At 46.8% G+C, this 17,253-nt stretch carries 17 protein-coding genes; 4 read left to right on the top strand and 13 right to left on the bottom strand.

Translation table 11 applies throughout. The features are described 5' to 3' along the window. Positions 1 to 3: 3 nt before the first annotated feature. The 7 genes from OU814_RS10445 to OU814_RS10475 all read right to left on the bottom strand — a co-directional run bounded on the left by OU814_RS10445 (position 4) and on the right by OU814_RS10475 (position 6,273). The gene (locus tag OU814_RS10445; protein ID WP_017285887.1) at positions 4 to 663 is read right to left on the bottom strand and encodes a GerMN domain-containing protein; all 660 of its coding nucleotides are present in this window, start codon (positions 661 to 663) and stop codon (positions 4 to 6) included. A 106-nt stretch (positions 664 to 769) separates the two neighbouring features. Further along, on the bottom strand, positions 770 to 1,546 hold the full coding sequence (locus OU814_RS10450) for an LmeA family phospholipid-binding protein (RefSeq protein WP_268182572.1): 777 nt from the start codon (positions 1,544 to 1,546) through the stop codon (positions 770 to 772). 4 nt (positions 1,547 to 1,550) lie between these two features. Then, a complete protein-coding gene (locus tag OU814_RS10455) occupies positions 1,551 to 2,039 on the bottom strand; it encodes a GNAT family N-acetyltransferase (protein ID WP_268182574.1) in 489 nt (162 codons plus the stop codon). Positions 2,040 to 2,274: 235 nt separating this feature from the next. Then, positions 2,275 to 4,083: a proline--tRNA ligase gene (locus OU814_RS10460; RefSeq protein WP_268182576.1), complete on the bottom strand. Its 1,809-nt coding sequence runs from the start codon at positions 4,081 to 4,083 to the stop codon at positions 2,275 to 2,277. Between the two features lie 87 nt (positions 4,084 to 4,170). Then, positions 4,171 to 4,545 (bottom strand): ExbD/TolR family protein, encoded by a 375-nt coding sequence (locus OU814_RS10465; RefSeq protein ID WP_268182578.1) that lies wholly within the window; start codon positions 4,543 to 4,545, stop codon positions 4,171 to 4,173. 22 nt (positions 4,546 to 4,567) lie between these two features. Next, positions 4,568 to 5,221, bottom strand: coding sequence for a MotA/TolQ/ExbB proton channel family protein (locus tag OU814_RS10470; RefSeq protein WP_190651563.1), 654 nt, complete (start codon positions 5,219 to 5,221; stop codon positions 4,568 to 4,570). Further along, complete coding sequence (locus OU814_RS10475) at positions 5,221 to 6,273, bottom strand: Fe(3+) ABC transporter substrate-binding protein (RefSeq protein ID WP_017285894.1); 1,053 nt, start codon at positions 6,271 to 6,273, stop codon at positions 5,221 to 5,223. Before OU814_RS10475 ends, OU814_RS10470 begins: the two co-directional genes overlap by 1 nt. A 364-nt stretch (positions 6,274 to 6,637) precedes the next feature. On the opposite strand from OU814_RS10475, the gene OU814_RS10480 reads away from it, so the two are divergent. Then, complete coding sequence (locus OU814_RS10480) at positions 6,638 to 7,243, top strand: hypothetical protein (protein ID WP_268182581.1); 606 nt, start codon at positions 6,638 to 6,640, stop codon at positions 7,241 to 7,243. Positions 7,244 to 7,302: 59 nt separating this feature from the next. Here OU814_RS10480 and OU814_RS10485 read toward each other — a convergent pair whose 3' ends face one another. The 3 genes from OU814_RS10485 to OU814_RS10495 all read right to left on the bottom strand — a co-directional run bounded on the left by OU814_RS10485 (position 7,303) and on the right by OU814_RS10495 (position 10,766). Then, positions 7,303 to 8,580: a glycosyltransferase family 4 protein gene (locus OU814_RS10485; RefSeq protein ID WP_190651557.1), complete on the bottom strand. Its 1,278-nt coding sequence runs from the start codon at positions 8,578 to 8,580 to the stop codon at positions 7,303 to 7,305. 335 nt (positions 8,581 to 8,915) lie between these two features. After that, positions 8,916 to 9,797 carry an NAD(P)-dependent oxidoreductase gene (locus tag OU814_RS10490; protein WP_268182584.1) on the bottom strand — a complete coding sequence of 294 codons (882 nt, stop codon included), beginning with the start codon at positions 9,795 to 9,797 and terminating at the stop codon, positions 8,916 to 8,918. A 39-nt stretch (positions 9,798 to 9,836) separates the two neighbouring features. Next, a complete protein-coding gene (locus OU814_RS10495; RefSeq protein ID WP_268182586.1) occupies positions 9,837 to 10,766 on the bottom strand; it encodes an Hpt domain-containing protein in 930 nt (309 codons plus the stop codon). A gap of 314 nt (positions 10,767 to 11,080) precedes the next feature. On the opposite strand from OU814_RS10495, the gene OU814_RS10500 reads away from it, so the two are divergent. Continuing rightward, complete coding sequence (locus OU814_RS10500; RefSeq protein ID WP_268182589.1) at positions 11,081 to 12,115, top strand: type IV pilin-like G/H family protein; 1,035 nt, start codon at positions 11,081 to 11,083, stop codon at positions 12,113 to 12,115. A gap of 27 nt (positions 12,116 to 12,142) precedes the next feature. Here OU814_RS10500 and OU814_RS10505 read toward each other — a convergent pair whose 3' ends face one another. Continuing rightward, positions 12,143 to 12,667, bottom strand: coding sequence for a DUF456 domain-containing protein (locus OU814_RS10505; RefSeq protein ID WP_017285901.1), 525 nt, complete (start codon positions 12,665 to 12,667; stop codon positions 12,143 to 12,145). A gap of 67 nt (positions 12,668 to 12,734) precedes the next feature. Continuing rightward, positions 12,735 to 13,160, bottom strand: a complete 426-nt coding sequence (locus tag OU814_RS10510) for a hypothetical protein (protein ID WP_017285902.1) — start codon at positions 13,158 to 13,160, stop codon at positions 12,735 to 12,737. A 130-nt stretch (positions 13,161 to 13,290) separates the two neighbouring features. Between OU814_RS10510 and OU814_RS10515 the strand changes: the two genes are divergently transcribed. Further along, entirely contained in the window at positions 13,291 to 13,875 is a 585-nt protein-coding gene (locus OU814_RS10515; protein WP_017285903.1) for a hypothetical protein, read from the top strand. Here the strand turns inward: OU814_RS10515 and OU814_RS10520 are convergent. Continuing rightward, the gene (locus OU814_RS10520; RefSeq protein WP_268182594.1) at positions 13,853 to 14,977 is read right to left on the bottom strand and encodes an extracellular solute-binding protein; all 1,125 of its coding nucleotides are present in this window, start codon (positions 14,975 to 14,977) and stop codon (positions 13,853 to 13,855) included. The two genes, OU814_RS10515 and OU814_RS10520, sit on opposite strands and share 23 nt — an antisense overlap. 78 nt (positions 14,978 to 15,055) lie before the next feature. On the opposite strand from OU814_RS10520, the gene OU814_RS10525 reads away from it, so the two are divergent. After that, positions 15,056 to 16,939 carry a DNA/RNA helicase domain-containing protein gene (locus OU814_RS10525; protein ID WP_268182597.1) on the top strand — a complete coding sequence of 628 codons (1,884 nt, stop codon included), beginning with the start codon at positions 15,056 to 15,058 and terminating at the stop codon, positions 16,937 to 16,939. Positions 16,940 to 17,253 lie beyond the last annotated feature (314 nt).

A 17,253-nucleotide genomic window follows, 5' to 3' on the forward strand; every position in this document is an offset into this window, starting at 1 on the left:
GATTTATTCCTGCTTCGTGCCTGTGTCTTGTTCAAACTGCGCTCGCGTCAAGGGTTGCTCAACGATTAGCCCTTCTCCCCCTAAAACTGTTAAAGGCTTTCCTTCAACCGATAAGAAGACCTTTGCTTTTGGGTTAAGGCTAGTTGTCGTATAGAGAATTTGAGCCAAGCGACCCGTCATCGACAAACTGCCCCCACCTGCAGTAAACGGTCTGGTCAGATCGACATAGATCGAATCTGCCTTGACCTTGAGACTGCGAAGCTGGGTTCCTTGGGGGATGCCAGTCATTAAATCTTGAGTCGGCGGATTGTTCAGAAGGTTATTCACCGCAGCTGTGAGTAAAACTTCTTGGCGATCGTCAGATTTCACTTTGATGGCAACTGGAACGAGTTCCATATCGGTTGCACTATCTTTGAGCCAGAAGACCTGCGCTGTTTTTTCAGTCGTTGGGGCTTGCGGCTTAATTTGATTTTGCGAAACTGATGGGACAGACGCAGCGGTTCGGGGATCTTGGGTCTGAGGCTGCTCTACAGCAACAGGAGTGGGTGCTTGTTTCTGGGCTTGTTGCCAAGTGAAAAATGCAGTTGCACTACCGGTCGCAACAACCAGCGTGGATAATCCAACTACGATTCCGAGTGGAAAACGGCGCGGATGCTCTTGCATGTGAGAAGTCCTCAACTAGGGCAGAAATTGCCAGGCCTGAGTCCTGACAGATTGTAGAAGTTCTACAGCTATGTTTAGCGCAATTTCGGATGTTTGACACAAACCGTTATTGTTTCCTTACGTCGGGTCGGATTTGTACAAAAGCCGCAATCTCTAAGTTGGAGGGATTGAGCACCAAAGTTAAAATTCGAGAGGTTGTATTGGACGCTTCCAATCGCCGCAGATCGAGACGATCGCGAATCAAATTGGCGATCGCTTCAGTGATTTGCTTTGGACTTTCTTGACCATTTGCCCAGATTCTCAAATCATTCAGTTGTAGCGATCGACCTGAAATAATTTGCGGTTGAGCCTCTGCGACGATTTTTAATTTAGCGGGATCACCTTGCTCTTGAAGTTCGATTGCAAATCGAGCGCGATTTTGTGGCAAAAGCGTGATTTGAGGATTGAGAAAATCGTAACGCTCAGCTTGTCGGGCTTGCGATCGCGTTAGCAATTGAAGACTCAAGTTTTTAAGTCGAGCGGTCACTTGTGGAGACTTTAAGGCGCGATTGAGATCTTCCTGAGTGAGACTCACTCGAATTCCAGCCTGAAGCGGTTGCATCAGTTGGCGGCGTTTCAGGTTAAGTGCGATCGCATCGGTTTCCAGTTCAAATCGTTCAAGTCGCACTCCTTTTACAGGTACAATTCCGCGACCTGCGATGAGAATGCGATCGATTCTTCCTTGAGCAATTTGATAATTGGGCGCATTGTCCACTCGGACTTGAAGCTGGTCTGCGCTGACGAGTTGCTTGCGGATTTGAGATTCTGCAATGCGATCGACGACGACACCTGCTGGAGAGACTAATCCAAGCAAGCTAGAAAGCAAAATTGTGAAAAATTCCATGGATTCAGAGTAATTTTTGCATCACGTAATTCTTGAATTGCTCACCTCGACAATAGACTTCTTGTTCTCTCACAACTGAAAACCCCATTTTTTCAAAGAAAGGTCTTGCTGTGATGCTGGCTTCTGTGACGAGTTGTGTAAGATTTAGTGCGATCGCTTTTGCCTCAATTTCTTGATAAATTTGCTTTCCTACTCCACAGCGTTGATAGTTTTTGTGGCAGTAGAAACAGCCGATATGACCATTCGATTCGAGTTCACCAAAGCCAGCAATCACACCGTGATCATCAGCAACATAAGTGATTCGCTGTGAGCAGACTGCAACCCAATCTCTGAAGTAGATGTCATCCGGTGCCCAGGCTGCAACTTGAGACGGCGAATAATCACGGCGATTAATTTCTCGAATCGTGTCATGAAACAGTTGTGCAATCTGTTCAGCGTCTCGTTCTTCAAACAATCGAATGTGCATCGCGGTTGCCTCTTTAGTCCAGTTCACTCCGTTTCGTCAAGCCTTCGACAAAGCTCAACGCAAACGCGCAAGAACAAAAAATTTTCGTGGGTTGAGCGAAGTCGAAACCTAATTCCAACGTCAGTTCGTTAACGTTTAGGCGTGAATTCCATTCACATCGGCACAAGAGCGAAATCTCTTATCCCGAATTCACGTTAATCCCACGAAAAATTTGAACTTTACCCATTTAACTGAGAACTTGCTGCTCAAAATTTGCTCAAAATTATGAATGCAGCGCTTCTGTCACCCATTGCTTCAGAGTTGGCACAACCTGATCGAGTGCAAGTTCCTGCACCGCCTTAGTCGCCCGTTGTACGACTTCGACCTTGCCATCTTTCAAAGATTTCCCGGTGACAATTCGATATGGAATTCCAATTAGTTCAGAATCCTTAAACTTCACGCCTGCCCGCTCATTGCGATCGTCTAACAATGTCTCAACGCCTGCCTGATTCAATTCTGCATATAGCTTCTCAGCAGCGCTGACTTGATCCGCATCATTGACATTGGGAATCACAACGACCGCGTGATAAGGCGCGATCGCAACCGGAAAAATAATGCCATCTTTGTCATAGGACTGCTCCACCGCAGCTTGCGCTAATCGCGAAACCCCAATCCCATAACAACCCATCACTAAAGGCATTTCCTCCCCTTGCTCGTTGGTGTAGGTCGCATTCATCGCCTGCGAGTACTTCGTTCCAAGTTGAAAAATATGCCCGATTTCAATACCTCTAGCGGTTTGCAGCGTTTGAGATGGATCGTGAACTGCGCGATCGCCTGCTTTCGCCTTGCGCACATCGACCACTAAAGCAGGTTTCTGGAATTCTTTCTCCCAGTTTGCGCCGACAACGTGATAGCCAGATTCATCTGCACCTGTGACAAAATTTTCTAAATCTGTCACCGTTTGATCCACGAATCGAACAAATTTCGATGCAATCTCTTTACTGGCCTTGATGTAATCATCCGCGATCGCGGGTGAGATATATCCCAATGGCAAAGATTTTGCTGCCCACTTCTGTTGAGCTTCCGCGTCGGGAACCGTCAGCGAAATCACAGTTTTGCCGCCAAACTGATCAGCAAGTTTGGTCAGTTCATTTTGCAGTTTCACATCATTGACATCTTGATCACCGCGAATGTGAACTAAGACTAATGCAGTGATGCCACTATCAAATACGGCTTGATAGAGAACATTTTTAACAACATTCGTAGGGGAGCATTTTAGAAACTTGCAAACCTTTTCGATCGTTTCTGTTCCTGGCGTTTCGCGTTTCTCATAACTGGAAAAAGGAGAGGTCACAACATCTGGCGGAAGCGCGATCGCTTTTTCCACGTTCGCCGCATATTTCCCATCTTCGGTGTAGAGAACTTCGTCTTCTCCTGCTTCTGCAAGCACCATAAATTCTTGTGACCCAGAACCCCCGATCGCGCCTGAATCCGCATCGACTGCCCGAAACTTCAAGCCTGTTCTAGTCAGAATCTTGCAGTAAGCCGTGTGCATTTTCTGATACGTCACTTTCATCCCTGCCTCATCTGCGTCAAATGAGTAGGCATCTTTCATGATGAATTCGCGCCCCCGCATCAATCCAAACCGAGGACGAATCTCATCACGGAACTTAGTTTGAATCTGATAAAGATTTTGAGGCAATTGACGATAGGAACGAATCATATCGCGTGCGATCGTCGTAATAACTTCCTCATGGGTCGGTCCCAAGCCCACTTCACGATCTTGACGATCGATGAGCGCGAACATAATTCCTTCAGCCTTGGTATATGTATCCCAACGCCCCGACTCTTTCCACAATTCCGACGGCTGCAACTGCGGTAACAGGCATTCTTGTGCGCCTGCTGCATTCATTTCCTCCCGCACAATCTGCGAGATCTTATGTAACACCCGCCACATTAAAGGCAAATACGAATAGATGCCGCTGCCAATCCGCCGGATATACCCTGCTCGTACCAAAAGCTTATGACTGGGAATCTCGGCTTCCGCCGGATCTTCGCGCAGTGTTACAAATAGCATCTGAGATAGCCGCATCGATCGTGCCCTTGTTGCAAAAAACCACATCCTATTCTAGAAGGCAATGGCAGTTTGCTCCGGAGTTGATCGATCGATTTTGCAAAACTATTCGATCGCTAAAGACACGCGATCGCCACCCACTTCTTTCAACGTTGCCAAAACCTGAATAACCTGTTGGTAAGGCAATCTTTGATCAGCCTTCAAAACAACCGATCCTTTCGGATTCTGCGCGAGATAGTTCTGAATCGCTTGTGCTAACTGCTCACGAGTTGCAGGGCTACCTTCCAACAAAATTTGCTGCTGTTGATTCAGCCCCACAATCATCGGTTCAATCGGTCGTTCTCGATTGACCCCAGACTGAGCAGTTGGCAATGCCACATCAACCGACTGAAAGTTGGTCAACGTCATCGACACAATAATGAAAAATGTCAGGATGGTCATAATCACATCCATCATCGGCACGAGATTGATCTCAGGCATAGATGTTCCACGTTGCCTTGCTTTAGATCTCATGGCGCAAATGACCTCTGTTGTACCAGACCTGTCGATAGATCAGCTCTAACTCACTGCCAATCTCAGCAAAATAGTCCATCTGCTTCGCTTGCAAAGTCACACACACCCGAAAAATTGACAAAGCCACGATCGCAACAATCATTCCCGCTGCGGTTGTAATCAATGCCTCGGCAATCCCCAATGCAGCTTTAGAAGTATCCACCGCACTCTCAGATCCACCAATTCTCAAATTAAAAAATGTGACAATTAGCCCCGTCACTGTTCCCAAGAGTCCCAACAACGGAGCCATGGCGATCACCGTTTCGAGCAGCTTATCGCCCTTGTGCATTTTGACAAATTCGCGATCGCTGGCAGCTTCTAATGCCAGTCGAAAGGTTTCCGGCTCAGGACGATCCAGCTTCAATGCCGCATATAAAAATCGCGCGATCGCGATTTCCGAAGCAGATTCGGCAATCGATCGCGCTTGATTCAAATCAGATTCAGCCGCCGCCAAAATTTGATGTGCCAAGCGATCCTCACCCCTCAACACATGCCACCAAAACCATGCCCGTTCTAAGGCACAAGCAATCGTGAGCACAGATAGACCTGTCATCGGAATCATCACAGGTCCACCTTTTGCCGCTAAATCAAGTAGCGTTGACATTACTTCCAGCCAGCCCGATCCATAATTTGCAGCGCCTTCGCATTGTTGCGCCCAAAGATTTCAGCATTCAGCTTATCATCCTTGAACGTTCCATAGCTCTGCAAGACAGAATCAACCGGAACGCCTGCAACCGCAGGATATTCATTGTTGCTTGCAGCAAAAATTTGCTGTGCTTCTTTGCTGGCTAGAAACTCCAAAAATTGAATTGCCGCTGCCTTGTTCGGAGCAGTCTTCAGGACGCCTCCGCCACTAATATTGATGTGAGTTCCGCTCCCATCTTTACCCTGATTCGGGAAAAACACGCCGATCTTGGAAGCAATCTCTTTCTCTTCAGGCTTATTTGATTTTGCTAAGCGAGGTAAATAGTAAGTATTCACTAACGTCAAATCACCTTGGCCTGCGGCGATCGCTTTAATTTGAGCCGTATCATTTCCTTCTGGAGATCGCGCAAAGTTTGCAACTAATCCCTTGACCCATTCCTCAGCTTTCTGCTCGCCATGCTTTTCGAGCAGTGCACCCGTGAGGGATTGATTGTAAACGTGACTCGACGATCGTACAATCAACCGTCCTTTCCACTTCGGATCAGCTAAATCTTCATAAGTGCTCAGTTCAGAAGGCTTAACACGGTCTTTGTTATACATGATCACCCGCGCCCGCTTGGTGAACCCGAACCATAGGTTGTTGGGCGATCGCAGATTCTCAGGAATGGCAGACTTTAAGACCGCAGAGTCAACAGGTTGGAACAATCCCGCGTCTTGAGCACGCCACAGTCTGCCTGCATCAACGGTGATCAAAACATCTGCCGGACTGTTTGCACCTTCACTTTTGATCCGCTCAATCAGTTTGTCTGCATCTGCTTCGACCAGATTCACTTTGATGCCCGTTTTCTTGGTGAATGCTTCGTAGATCGCATTATCTGTATCGTAGTGACGTGCAGAATAAAGATTCACCACTCCCGCTGATGTGCCTGCTTGCATTTTGACAAGCTGATGAATCGCGATCGCTGCCACTGCTGCGCCTGAAGCCAAGAAAATCCGCCGTTTAATCGCCATAACACTCCATCTATGTTCTTAAAAGTCCGATAGCACTTCTTGCTGAGCTTGTCGTCATTATTGAGACTTTTTTCTAGTAAGTAATTTAAGAGAGTTCCAAATCTTTGTCAAGTGAATCCGCATTGAGAATCCCTAAGTCGATCTAGAATTTATATTTTGCAAGGGTTCTGCGCAATATCACTGGCAAAACTTCTTCAGACTATTGACAATTTATTTAGTTACTGCTTTATGATCAGACAGGAATAATTTGCAAATTGAGTATTGTCTCTGCTCCTGTGTCGCGATCATGATCTTCAAACTGCCCCATCTCCAGCTTTGGCACATGCTCCCGATCTCAATTGGGCTGCACGGATTCCTTTTCGCAATGCCAATTCCATCGACTGACTCAGACATTGAGCCACCGAAGTCTGAGAACTCAGTGAATGTGATGAACTTACCAAAGCCGTCGCCTTCTCCATCCGCGATCACTTCTCCAACTCCAAAACCTTCCCCTAAGGTCCAACCCTCTAAGACCGTTCAACCTTCGCCGACTGCAACTCCCACACTTCAGCGAGCAGTTCAACCTCAACCGCAAGTCAGCCCATCTCCACAGCCTTCGATCAGCCCGTCCCCGACGGTCAGCCCATCTCCCACCGTAAATCCTTCACCAACCATTAGCCCATCTCCTACAGATGTCCTGCAAATTACTGGAGCGACTCCAGGCTGCCAAGGTCGAATCGGATGTTGGCAAATTGCAGAATCAAATGGTCGAACTGTCGCTGGAACACTTGAGCAACAGCTTGAAAAGCAAGGCTTTGTTTTGACAAGACAAGAACTAGAACCAGACACAGGCTTTCGGGTCTATCTCGTTGCAAAAGATGGCACGCAGTCCTACTATTTGCACATGATCTGGAGCGATCGCGGAACGGCTTATATCCGTGATGATAACTTACTGTCTTATGATCAAATCACAGCAATAGCACAACTATAAAAAATGCCCTCGTTGCTAAAGTGAGGGCATCAAACTATTGGAAATACGTAGCCTAAAAGCTAGCTGCTCGACTTATTGACACTGAACATATAGGCAGGTTTTACGGCAGGCGTTCTCACAACTTTCTCAAACAACGCCTCATATTGATTCAAAGCTTGCTCAAAGGAGTAGCGCTCGATCGCATATTGTCTTCCCTGCTTCCCTAGCTTGCTCGTCAGTTCAGGATTGTTGTACAACTCCAAAATCTGATCTGCAAGTGCTTCAGGATTTTCTGGCTCGACAACTACGCCACCGCAACTTTTCTTGATTGCTTTTGCTGCACTGCCAGTACTCGGAACAGAAGCAATGACTGCTCGCCCACTCGCGAGTAATACCTGAGTTTTTGACGGCATGTTAAACGACACTACATTGCGTTTCTGCACAATCAAGCCTACATCAGCCGCAGCGAGCATTTCTGGCAATTTCTCACGCGGTTGAAATGGCAACAGTCTTACATTGTCTGCACCATGTGCTTCACAATGCTGTCTGAGGTTTTCGATCGCTTTGGGCTCTCCAACAATTGCAAAAGCAATATCACGCTGATGCTTCAATCGTGCCGCAGCCTCAATCACTGTTTCCAGTCCTTGGGTCAGGGCAATATTACCGGCATAAAGCACAACAAATTTTCCATCTAGCCCGTTCTCTAGCCGAAAAGCATTATTTTCTTTTGATAGCGGGCGAATGAAGCTCGTATCGACCCAGTTTGGAATACAAGTGAGCTTACTGGACGGCACACCTTTACCTTCTAAATTCTCAACAAACCCATCTGCAATCACACTGATGGTATGAGCCGTGCGATAAGCAAACTTTTCCAGCGCTTCAAACACGCGAATCATGGTTCTATTCTTGAGCAGTCCTACATGAACGGCAGCTTCTGGTAAGATATCCTGCACATTCAGCACAATCGGACAGTTGTGGAACCAGCTTAGAAGTGCTGCAGGCACACAGACAGGCAAGGGCGGAACTGTTAGGAGAATGACATCGGGTCGCCAGCCTTTCAGAGCTTGTAGGAAACTCGTGACAACAAAACTACTATCTAGTAAAACACGATCTATTAGACTCGGCTTTGGTTTTACCCACATATAGCTTCGCTGAATGATCACTCCATTACGTTTCTCAGTCATGTAGAGCTTGTCCCGATAACCCTCATAAATCTGACGTTGGGGATAGTTCGGCATTCCAGTGATGACTCTAACTTGATGTCCCCGGCGGACTAAACCTTCCGCGAGTTCTGTCATTAATGGTGCAATTCCAATCGGCTCTGGGTAGTAGTTGTAGGAATAGATCAAAACACGCATAATTTTGGTGAACCCAAACGGCAATGGTCACGATGTGCATAAAACTCAGTCGAACTCAACCTGCTGGAGACTGAAGATGCGCTAGGGGGTCACATATCACCGGCAAGAAACTGTCCTGTGAGTTTCTAGACTTGAAATCGAAGATAAATTTAGGGACGCTAACTCTAGGTTGCCCACAAATGATGACTCGTTACATCGCTTTATAGAAATGCCGAGAATCTAGCGTTGAGATATAAATTTCAGTGAAAAGTCAGGAATGAACCTTTTACGGGGGCGGTCTATATTAAATTTCAACGCTGCGCGCCAATTTCCGGAGAGTGCTGAAAATTATACTTTCAATGAATTTTTGATTCTTCAGGAACAATTACCGAAAACAATGCAGCGTAGTCGAGGTCAGCTAGATTGCGGTCGATCGCAGTTTGTAAAATCTGCTGCACTCCTTCAATAGAAGCTGTATCTAAATTTGACGACTTTGCGGTTTCAACAAACAAGTTCATGTCTTTCTGCAAATGCTTCGTTGGAAAGTTTGGATGTTCAAAATCTCGATCGATCATCCGCTGTAATTTTTTGTCAAATGTCGGCGCATACAAGGCACTCTGCCGCACAATCTGCATAAACGCTTCAACATCAACGTTTTGTCGTAAGACAAGCCCAAGGCTTGCAGCAAATGCACTCGTTAACGAACCAATCAATTGATTCAGTGCCAATTTGACTGTTGCAGCTGAACCGACAGACCCGATCAGAACTGGATTTTCGCCCAAGGTTTGCAGCAAAGGTTTCCATTGTTCAAATTGTTCTGGCTCTGCGCCGACCATGACAATGAGTTTTCCCGATTTTGCTTCAGGAATACTTCCTAGAACTGGCGCTTCTAAATAAGCTCCACCTGCTGCCATCACTTCGCGGCAAATCTCGCGACTTTCATCTGGCGAAATCGTACTCATTTGGATGATAGTCCGATCGCTTAAATCAGCTTGATGTAAAACATCTCGAATGGCTTGGGCATTGGTTAACATCAGCACGACACAATCAGAAGCCGCGATCGCTTCTGCAGGAGTGTGTGCGATCGCGATGCTGCCCTTTGGGTTTACGACTTCAGAGAGCTTTTCTAATTTTGTAGCGGTGCGATTGTAAGCAGTCACGGAATAACCTGCACCGATGAGACGTTGCGCCATTGGTAATCCCATCAACCCGATGCCCAGAAAGCTAACCTTCACCATGAGCGCGACTCCAGACTGTGCCTTTCACAGTCTAATGGACTATTGAATCGCTTTCATCAGGAACTCAGCAATTTCGATCAGTTCCGACTTGTTAAACACGTCAAGCAGAGTCCGAGCTGCCGCTCTCGGTTCGAGTGGAATCGTAACGTGCTGCTTCACGGCTGGAGATGGGGCAGCTTTTGCCGAAGCAGGCTGTGCAGATGCTGGATTGAGCAGTTTTTGCAGATTAGCCGTAATGCTGATTTGCTCGGCTTGACCTAAGAGTAAAAGATCACTCGCTTGTTTGAGGTCTTTAATGACGATGGGGGCAAGAGATGCGTAGGTATTTTTGGGATTTGCGATCGCCCGCTGAGCGGTTTGCAGTAATGTCACCCAGGGTTTTGTGGTACTGCTGACTTGAATCAGACGATTGCAGAGTGCGACGAGCTGCTGGCGACCTTTTTGAGAATCACCTTGTTTGAAAAGCTGCAACATGCCCTTGAGAATCGTTGTAATCTGAGTCGCAGCATTGTGAGGCAGCAGAGTGCCTTTCGAGGGAGAAGCTTTTCCGGTTTTGAGCGCTTCGAGATAAGCCTGCAATTCTCGGAAAGTTGGTTCTGAAGCAGCAACGGCTTGCTGAGCATCTTCTTCACGTAAGCCAAATGGGCTTTGTAAAGCTTCGATTAATTCTTTGAGTGTGTCAAACCCCTTGAAAAAGAGATCTTCGAGACGTTGGTCAATTTTGACCGGATGTTCTTTGAGAATTTTGAAACAATCTTCAAAGTGGTGCGCAGTTCTCTGAATGCTGTCAAAGCCGAGCATTGCTGCCCCACCTTTAACGGAGTGAGCGGCACGAAACAGTTCATTGACCCGCTCTGAATCCGCCATCGTAGCAGCGAGATCGACTAAGCCTTGTTCGATCGTGTCGAGATGTTCTTTTGCTTCTTCGATGAAATAACCGAGAATTTGCTGCTGTTTAACCGATTGCACCGCCCTGCTCCTGAAAGTGACAGATTCCAGTTCGGGAGATTCTCCCTTTACCTTTTCAGTGTTCCCAGGGACGGTAAGAATTCACGTCAAAAATAGGCTAAATTGCTTTTAAGACAATTCTTTGCCGCAATTTTACAAGATGCAAGTTTAATGAAATTATTTCTTCACAATTCCAATTCAGATTTTTTCAAAATCGGTCAGTTCTTATCCTGAAGCATCTACGATTTCAGTGGATAACGCTATGGATTACGGTAAAGTAAAGGCAATTCGTTCGCGGCTCGTTGAGATCTGAAGCTTGAGATTAGTTTGTGTCTATGGAACAGTCGAACCTTTTAGAGCTTGCAAAACAAGGTGAGCCAAGTGCGATCGCAGCGTTGATGAATGCAGTATTGTCTCCCAAAGGCATCACAGCGCGAGCGGGCATTGAGGATGACTGTTTGTGCATTTCTTTAGAGTCTCAAAAGCCGCTGAATCAGGAAACGCTCGTAGCGTTCATTCAGAAGGGATTGATTGAGTTAGGCAATGACTCAATTCGATCAGTACGGGCACAAGGAAAAAGAGCCGGAGATGAGGCATTTGCTTGGACACGTGAGTTTTCTCTGCGATCGACGGAATCAGCTTCGCGAATTGCAACCTTAACGCCACCGATTGAGGGCGAGCTTCCTGAAATGGAATCCGCAGTTGCGATCGATGACAAAATTGAGGAATCAGCTTCACGAATTGCAACCTTAACACCACCGATTAAGGACGAGCTTCCTGAAATGGAATCCGCAGTTGCGATCGACGATGAAGAAATTGAGGAAGAAGAAGAAACGCTTTCATTTCGAGGTTGGGTGAAGAAGCGGTGGCGAGTCTATGCACTTCCGGTCGCGTTGGTTGTCATCGGTGGATTTGTCGTGGGTGGAACGACGGCGTTCTGGTCTACCTCGAAGCATCAGGGTTCCAAGTCGGTTGAGGCGGTCATGAAACCGCAAAGTGATTCACCTGAGGCGAAGCAGCAAGAGGCAGAAACCTATCTGAAGGCGATGACAACTGCCCAAGAGAATTTTTACACACAGAATAATCGCTTTGCGCGTAGCTTAGAGGAATTAGAGCGATCGACGAATGTGATTTCTCAAAGCTATAGTTATGCTTATCGCCTGCGAGTCGGAACAGATTCCGTGATGACTGCGATTCCTCGGGAAGCAAATTTACAGAGTTACATCAGTGTGGTCAGCCTGAGTCCATCGGGAACGACTCGTGTAATTTGCCAATCTCTAAAGCCATCGGTGCAAGCTCCAGAAAAGCCGAAAACAGCAAAAGGCTCTAAGGCTTTAGAGTGTGGAGCGCGATCGCAGAAATTGCCTTAAATTGCAAGACTGGCGAGCGTGGTTTGTCTAACCTCCCATCACGGTCGGGAACGTTGTGAAAATGAAGACGGTCACTGCAATAACTGCAAGAACGCCCTGGATGAGATTGCCAACGATCGAACCTACGACAATTCCCAAGCCAGCTTTGACCGCGATCATTAAATCCTTTCGATAGAGATATTCACCAACGATCGCACCTACCAGAGGGCCAAAGAAAATTCCGATAATGGGTCCGAGTGGTCCTCCGATTGGCAAAGTCGGCAAAAAGCCTAAAAATCCGAGCACAAATCCCACGAACGCACCAATCTGTCCCCAATTACTCGCCCCTGCCTTTTTAGCACCCCAGTAGGTTGCGAGAAAATCAATGCCTAAGCTCATCAGAAAGACGAGCACACCCACTGCTAACGCGATCGTAATATCTGAAAATCCTTTAACTGCACCCCAAATGACGATCGCTGCCAAAATGAGACTTGTTCCTGGAATGCCCGGAACGATCGCGCCCACAATGCCAACGAGCATGGCAACGACTAAAACCCAATACAGAGCAACCATCACGAGCGTCCTTTGAGTAAGTAAAAGCTTTTGAGACTACGGTAGCGTATTCAAGCGACAAATTGAATCATCGCCAATAGGGTTTTCCCTTCCAAAACACCCCTAAAATTATACAAATTACGGCATTCATCCCTAGAACCGGAGTCAATAGCTGCGGAAAAATCGAGTCTGGCAAAAACGATCGCAGCCACAGCCACAGTGCCAAACACGGCACTAATGCCCAGAGAACCGAGTTCGTAATTAAAATTCTCCGGCGGAACCAGCGTTCCATGATAGCAACTGCTAATGCTCCAATTCCAACGGCTGCTGCTAATTCGAGCAAAAATCCAAGCGGTGACTGTAGAACTCGTGCAGCAATGGGTCGTAGAGCAGGAGTACTTGCTGCCTGAAAAAACGCCCAATCTAATAAAACTGTAAATCCGATCGTGACAAGTGCAACTTGCAGCAATTCTATCCAAGGAAGATATTTCAACGGGCGGAGCGGATCAAACATAGAATATTGAGGGTTTTAATTTTTAAACAGATAGACTACAACAGATTGAGAGGCACTTTTGCTCAGAGTTCAACGTCGATTAGCCAGCTAGATTGGAACATTTCGTTCAGCTCAATTCGCTCAACTCAATATGACACAGCAACACGTTTTCTCAACTGGCTTACACTACTTCATTCGCATCAGTTTGATGCTGGGTCTAGGGAGTCAAAGTGTTGTCGCAAAACCTGCGCTTGAACCTTCGACCACTCCATTTAATCCGAAGATGATCCAGCAAGGGATGTGTAGCTCTAATATCGCTGGAATTACAGATACAAATATTCAGCAGACAGAATTGACAGAGCCGAGTCTATGGTGGATTCGGGATCAGCTTGCGGCTCAAAATAAATACGGCGATCGCTTAGTCAATGGGTGGCTTGCCTGTCCTGGCATCGAAGAACCCAACCGAGTCGATGTAGTTGTGAATGCTCAGCTTTGGAGTTCGCTGGATTTCTTCGATCGCTATGAGTTCATCCAAAAATTTGGCACAGCGACAACAGGCTATGGCTATAATCTGCGAGTGTTTGATCCGCAAGGCAGCATAGTCGCAGCCTATACCTGTAACTTCAATTCAGAGATTGCGGCAAAAGATGCAGATGAAAGACTTGCTTGTGCTTCTTTTGATAATTTAGCGAGTACGAACTTCTGGTCTCCAACTAAGCCGACCCTCGGATTTTAGCCCAGAGAGAACGGTATTGTTCAATCGTAGCGTCGGGAATGGGTTCTAGAAATTCACTACGAGCAAGGACTTCTGGCTGCGGAACCAGCAGCGGATTTTGCCGAAGTTTTTCTGGAAAAGTATTGGCATCCAATGTGGAAAGCATTGGGGATGCAGCTTGACTGATCAGGGAAAGTTGGGGCGCGATATCGGGCTGCCAACAGAAGTTAATCCAATCTGCAATCGGCGCTTTTGAACTAACAGGAGCAGGACGAACCCACAAGTCAGTAAATAAAGCAGAACCAGACTTGGGGAAAATCGCAGCGATCGTCGGATTACGGTTTACTGCTTGTAGAAAATCAGTAGACCAAGTGACTGCAACCCAGACATCATCCAGGATCAGGGATTGCAAAGCCGTACTAGAACTGTAGGCTCTGGCTTGTCGGTTTAACGCGACTAACTCCGGTTCTAAATTTGGAATTTTATTGAGATCAGCGGTGTTGTAGGATTGACCAAGCTTTTTCAGTGTGAGTCCGATCGTTTCTCTCGGCTGATCGAGTAAGGCAATTCGACCCCGTAAATCTTCGCGCCACAGATCTGCCCAATCTTGAGGCGGCTGGAGATTACGATCGCGGAAAATATCCGTTCGGTAAGCAATGACCGTTGCACCCCACCGATAGGGCGCACCCCAAACTTGATTGTCGCGAGTGACAATCTTTTTCCAGCGATCGGGCAGTTGTGCCCAAAGCTGCCAAGCTTTCGGGTCAAGCGGTTGAATGAGGTTTTGGCGAATCGCAGTGGAAAGCCAGTAATCGCCCATTGTGATCAAGTCTGGAATTGGCTCAGAAGACTGACTGATGAAGGGTAAACCGGGTGATGATGTTTGATTGCGACTTGGCTTCTGTTTCCAAACCTGCAAGTCATTAAACAGGTCTTGCAGCTGATTGGCAGGCTTGAAATCGAGCTTGATATCTTGCTTGAGTTGTCTGCGAAACTCGTTTGGAAGCTGGCTTGGAATGGAATTTTTCAGCAATCTCACTCGAAATGCTGAGGGGTCAGAACTGCATCCGCTCAGCGTGGTTCCTAATGCTGCCATTCCTAGTATGAAACTGCGTCGATCCATTTTCCCTAACCCTTCCATCACAGCAATCTTAGACTTTATTTGCCAAGATTGCTGGGAATTCTTTCCGTCGCAATCGAGATGCCGTGTTCCCGATTTTTTGCAACAGTAGGGAAAGTTGCGATCGCAAAAACGATGTCGAATTACGGTTGGATGGGGTCACTTGATGAATTTCTCACCTGTTCTCAAGCAGATTGGCTTGAAACACTCAAAACGAATTATCAAAGGCTCTATCATCAAAATTCAGCCGGAACCCAACAACAGGCTTGGCAAGACTGTGGAGAACTTTTGCGATCGCAATTGTCTGCTCTGACTCGCAAATCCTGGACATTGATTTTTGAATACGAACTGCCGGGTGAAGGCGGTCGTCGTCCTGATTTAGTTATGCTCGGTTTCGGACACATTGTCGTCTTTGAATTCAAACAAAATACTTCAGCCTCCAATGCAGATTGCGATCAAGTTGCTGCCTATGCACGAGACTTATCCGAATATCATCAAGCATCGGCACAACATCCAGTCAGCGCAGTTCTAATTCCCACTCGCTCCGTCAAAGAGAATGCAGCCCGTAACGCAGTTCAAATTCTCAAGCCCACTCAAATTTCAACCTATTTGGAATCCTTACCTGCAAAGCAACCGGAAATCGATCCGACAAGTTGGGTGAATTCAGATTATGCACCCTTGCCTACGGTGATCGAAGCAGCGCAGCGAATCTTTCAGCAAGAGCCATTGCCAAATATCAGACGCGCCCAAAGTGCGGGCATTCCAGAGATACTTGAATTTCTCGATCGCTTAGTGCAGCAAGCCTCAGAGAAAAAAGAACGCCATCTTGTTCTGATCACAGGCGTTCCAGGTTCAGGGAAAACGCTCGTCGGCTTACAGTTCGTCTACCAAACCGATCACAATGCCCTGTTTCTATCTGGAAACCGCCCACTGATTAACGTTCTGCAATATGCCCTCAAAAGCAAAGCCTTGGTTCGAGAAATTCGGAATTTTTACATCCAGCACGAAGCTCGTCGCCAATCTGCCCCTAGAGAGCAAATCATTGTTTTCGATGAAGCTCAAAGGGCTTGGGATAGCGATCGCATGTCCAAAAAATATGGCATTCAAAGTGCTGCTCCTGGTACAGTTCTACGGATCTGTGAACGCACCCCAGACTGGTGTGTACTGGTTGGTTTAATTGGCGAAGGGCAAACGATCCATGTCGGAGAAGAAGGCGGAATCGAGCAATGGAATCAGGGATTACAAAGCTCGATCGAGTCTTGGCAAGTTCACTGTTCGCCAGAACACGCAAAATTCTTTGATCAGCCCACTCATACCAATTCCTTGCTGAATCTGACCACGTCTTTGCGATCGCATCTTGCCCAATATGTTCAAACCTGGGTTTCTCATGTTTTAGCCGGTGAGATTGAACAAGCTAGGGCTATCATGCCCTTGATGATTGCAGAAGGATTTGACTGTTACCTGACTCGTGATTTGGAAGTTGCGAAAATTTATTGTCGCGATCGCTACCAGGGTCAACCTGACAAACGCTACGGACTAGTTGCCTCGTCTCGTGCCAAAAATCTCACTCAATATGGCATCCGAAACGACTATCTCTCGACTCAAAGACTCAATGTTGGCGCATGGTATGTCGAACCACCTGATACGGAAACCTCTTGCTGCATGTTTGATCGAGTCGTCACTGAGTTCAGTTGCCAAGGGTTAGAATTAGATCTGCCAATTTTGGGTTGGGGAGACGATTTGATTTGGCAGAACGAGGATTGGAAAACAACAAATCGCCAAAAAAATGTGCAGAATCCCCGACAATTACGCCTCAATAGCTATCGAGTTTTACTTACCCGGGGACGCGACGGATTCATTGTATTTATTCCGCCTGAGAGCAAGATGGACAGTACTTTTGACGCTTTAGAATCAGCCGGATTACAGAGGCTAGATTCGATCCGGATGACCAAACCCGAGTTGTGAAAAAGGTAATGTCATCAATCACACATCATTTTAGCCCCCGTTGAAACGTGATCTGGGTCAAAACACGGAATGATCTCAATCACTTTATATCCCTTTTATCGTCACTATACTGACTCCAACTTGATGACACGGGAAAGTTTTCCTGTGTAAATTCCGAATTGCACCCGCGATCGCGTGTAGTCCCTATCAAGAACTGAGGAGATTGCAGACTGCAATTTTCAAAAACCTGCTCGAATCCAATGTCATCGGTAGTTTCTACGTTTCCTGGAACTTTAAACTCTGTTTCAGAGTCCCGAAGCACGGGAACACTAGCA

Source organism: Leptolyngbya sp. GGD, assembly GCF_026735145.1.
GTDB lineage: Bacteria > Cyanobacteriota > Cyanobacteriia > Leptolyngbyales > Leptolyngbyaceae > Leptolyngbya > Leptolyngbya boryana.

Bases quoted from the DNA above. Each gene is read 5' to 3' on its own strand.
- OU814_RS10445 (WP_017285887.1), bottom strand. From the start codon at position 663: ATGCAAGAGCATCCGCGCCGTTTTCCACTCGGAATCGTAGTTGGATTA.
- OU814_RS10450 (WP_268182572.1), bottom strand. From the start codon at position 1,546: ATGGAATTTTTCACAATTTTGCTTTCTAGCTTGCTTGGATTAGTCTCT.
- OU814_RS10460 (WP_268182576.1), bottom strand. From the start codon at position 4,083: ATGCGGCTATCTCAGATGCTATTTGTAACACTGCGCGAAGATCCGGCG.
- OU814_RS10465 (WP_268182578.1), bottom strand. From the start codon at position 4,545: ATGCCTGAGATCAATCTCGTGCCGATGATGGATGTGATTATGACCATC.
- OU814_RS10470 (WP_190651563.1), bottom strand. From the start codon at position 5,221: ATGTCAACGCTACTTGATTTAGCGGCAAAAGGTGGACCTGTGATGATT.
- OU814_RS10475 (WP_017285894.1), bottom strand. From the start codon at position 6,273: ATGGCGATTAAACGGCGGATTTTCTTGGCTTCAGGCGCAGCAGTGGCA.
- OU814_RS10480 (WP_268182581.1), top strand. From the start codon at position 6,638: ATGCCAATTCCATCGACTGACTCAGACATTGAGCCACCGAAGTCTGAG.
- OU814_RS10485 (WP_190651557.1), bottom strand. From the start codon at position 8,580: ATGCGTGTTTTGATCTATTCCTACAACTACTACCCAGAGCCGATTGGA.
- OU814_RS10490 (WP_268182584.1), bottom strand. From the start codon at position 9,797: ATGGTGAAGGTTAGCTTTCTGGGCATCGGGTTGATGGGATTACCAATG.
- OU814_RS10500 (WP_268182589.1), top strand. From the start codon at position 11,081: ATGGAACAGTCGAACCTTTTAGAGCTTGCAAAACAAGGTGAGCCAAGT.
- OU814_RS10505 (WP_017285901.1), bottom strand. From the start codon at position 12,667: ATGGTTGCTCTGTATTGGGTTTTAGTCGTTGCCATGCTCGTTGGCATT.
- OU814_RS10510 (WP_017285902.1), bottom strand. From the start codon at position 13,160: ATGTTTGATCCGCTCCGCCCGTTGAAATATCTTCCTTGGATAGAATTG.
- OU814_RS10515 (WP_017285903.1), top strand. From the start codon at position 13,291: ATGACACAGCAACACGTTTTCTCAACTGGCTTACACTACTTCATTCGC.
- OU814_RS10520 (WP_268182594.1), bottom strand. From the start codon at position 14,977: ATGGATCGACGCAGTTTCATACTAGGAATGGCAGCATTAGGAACCACG.
- OU814_RS10525 (WP_268182597.1), top strand. From the start codon at position 15,056: ATGCCGTGTTCCCGATTTTTTGCAACAGTAGGGAAAGTTGCGATCGCA.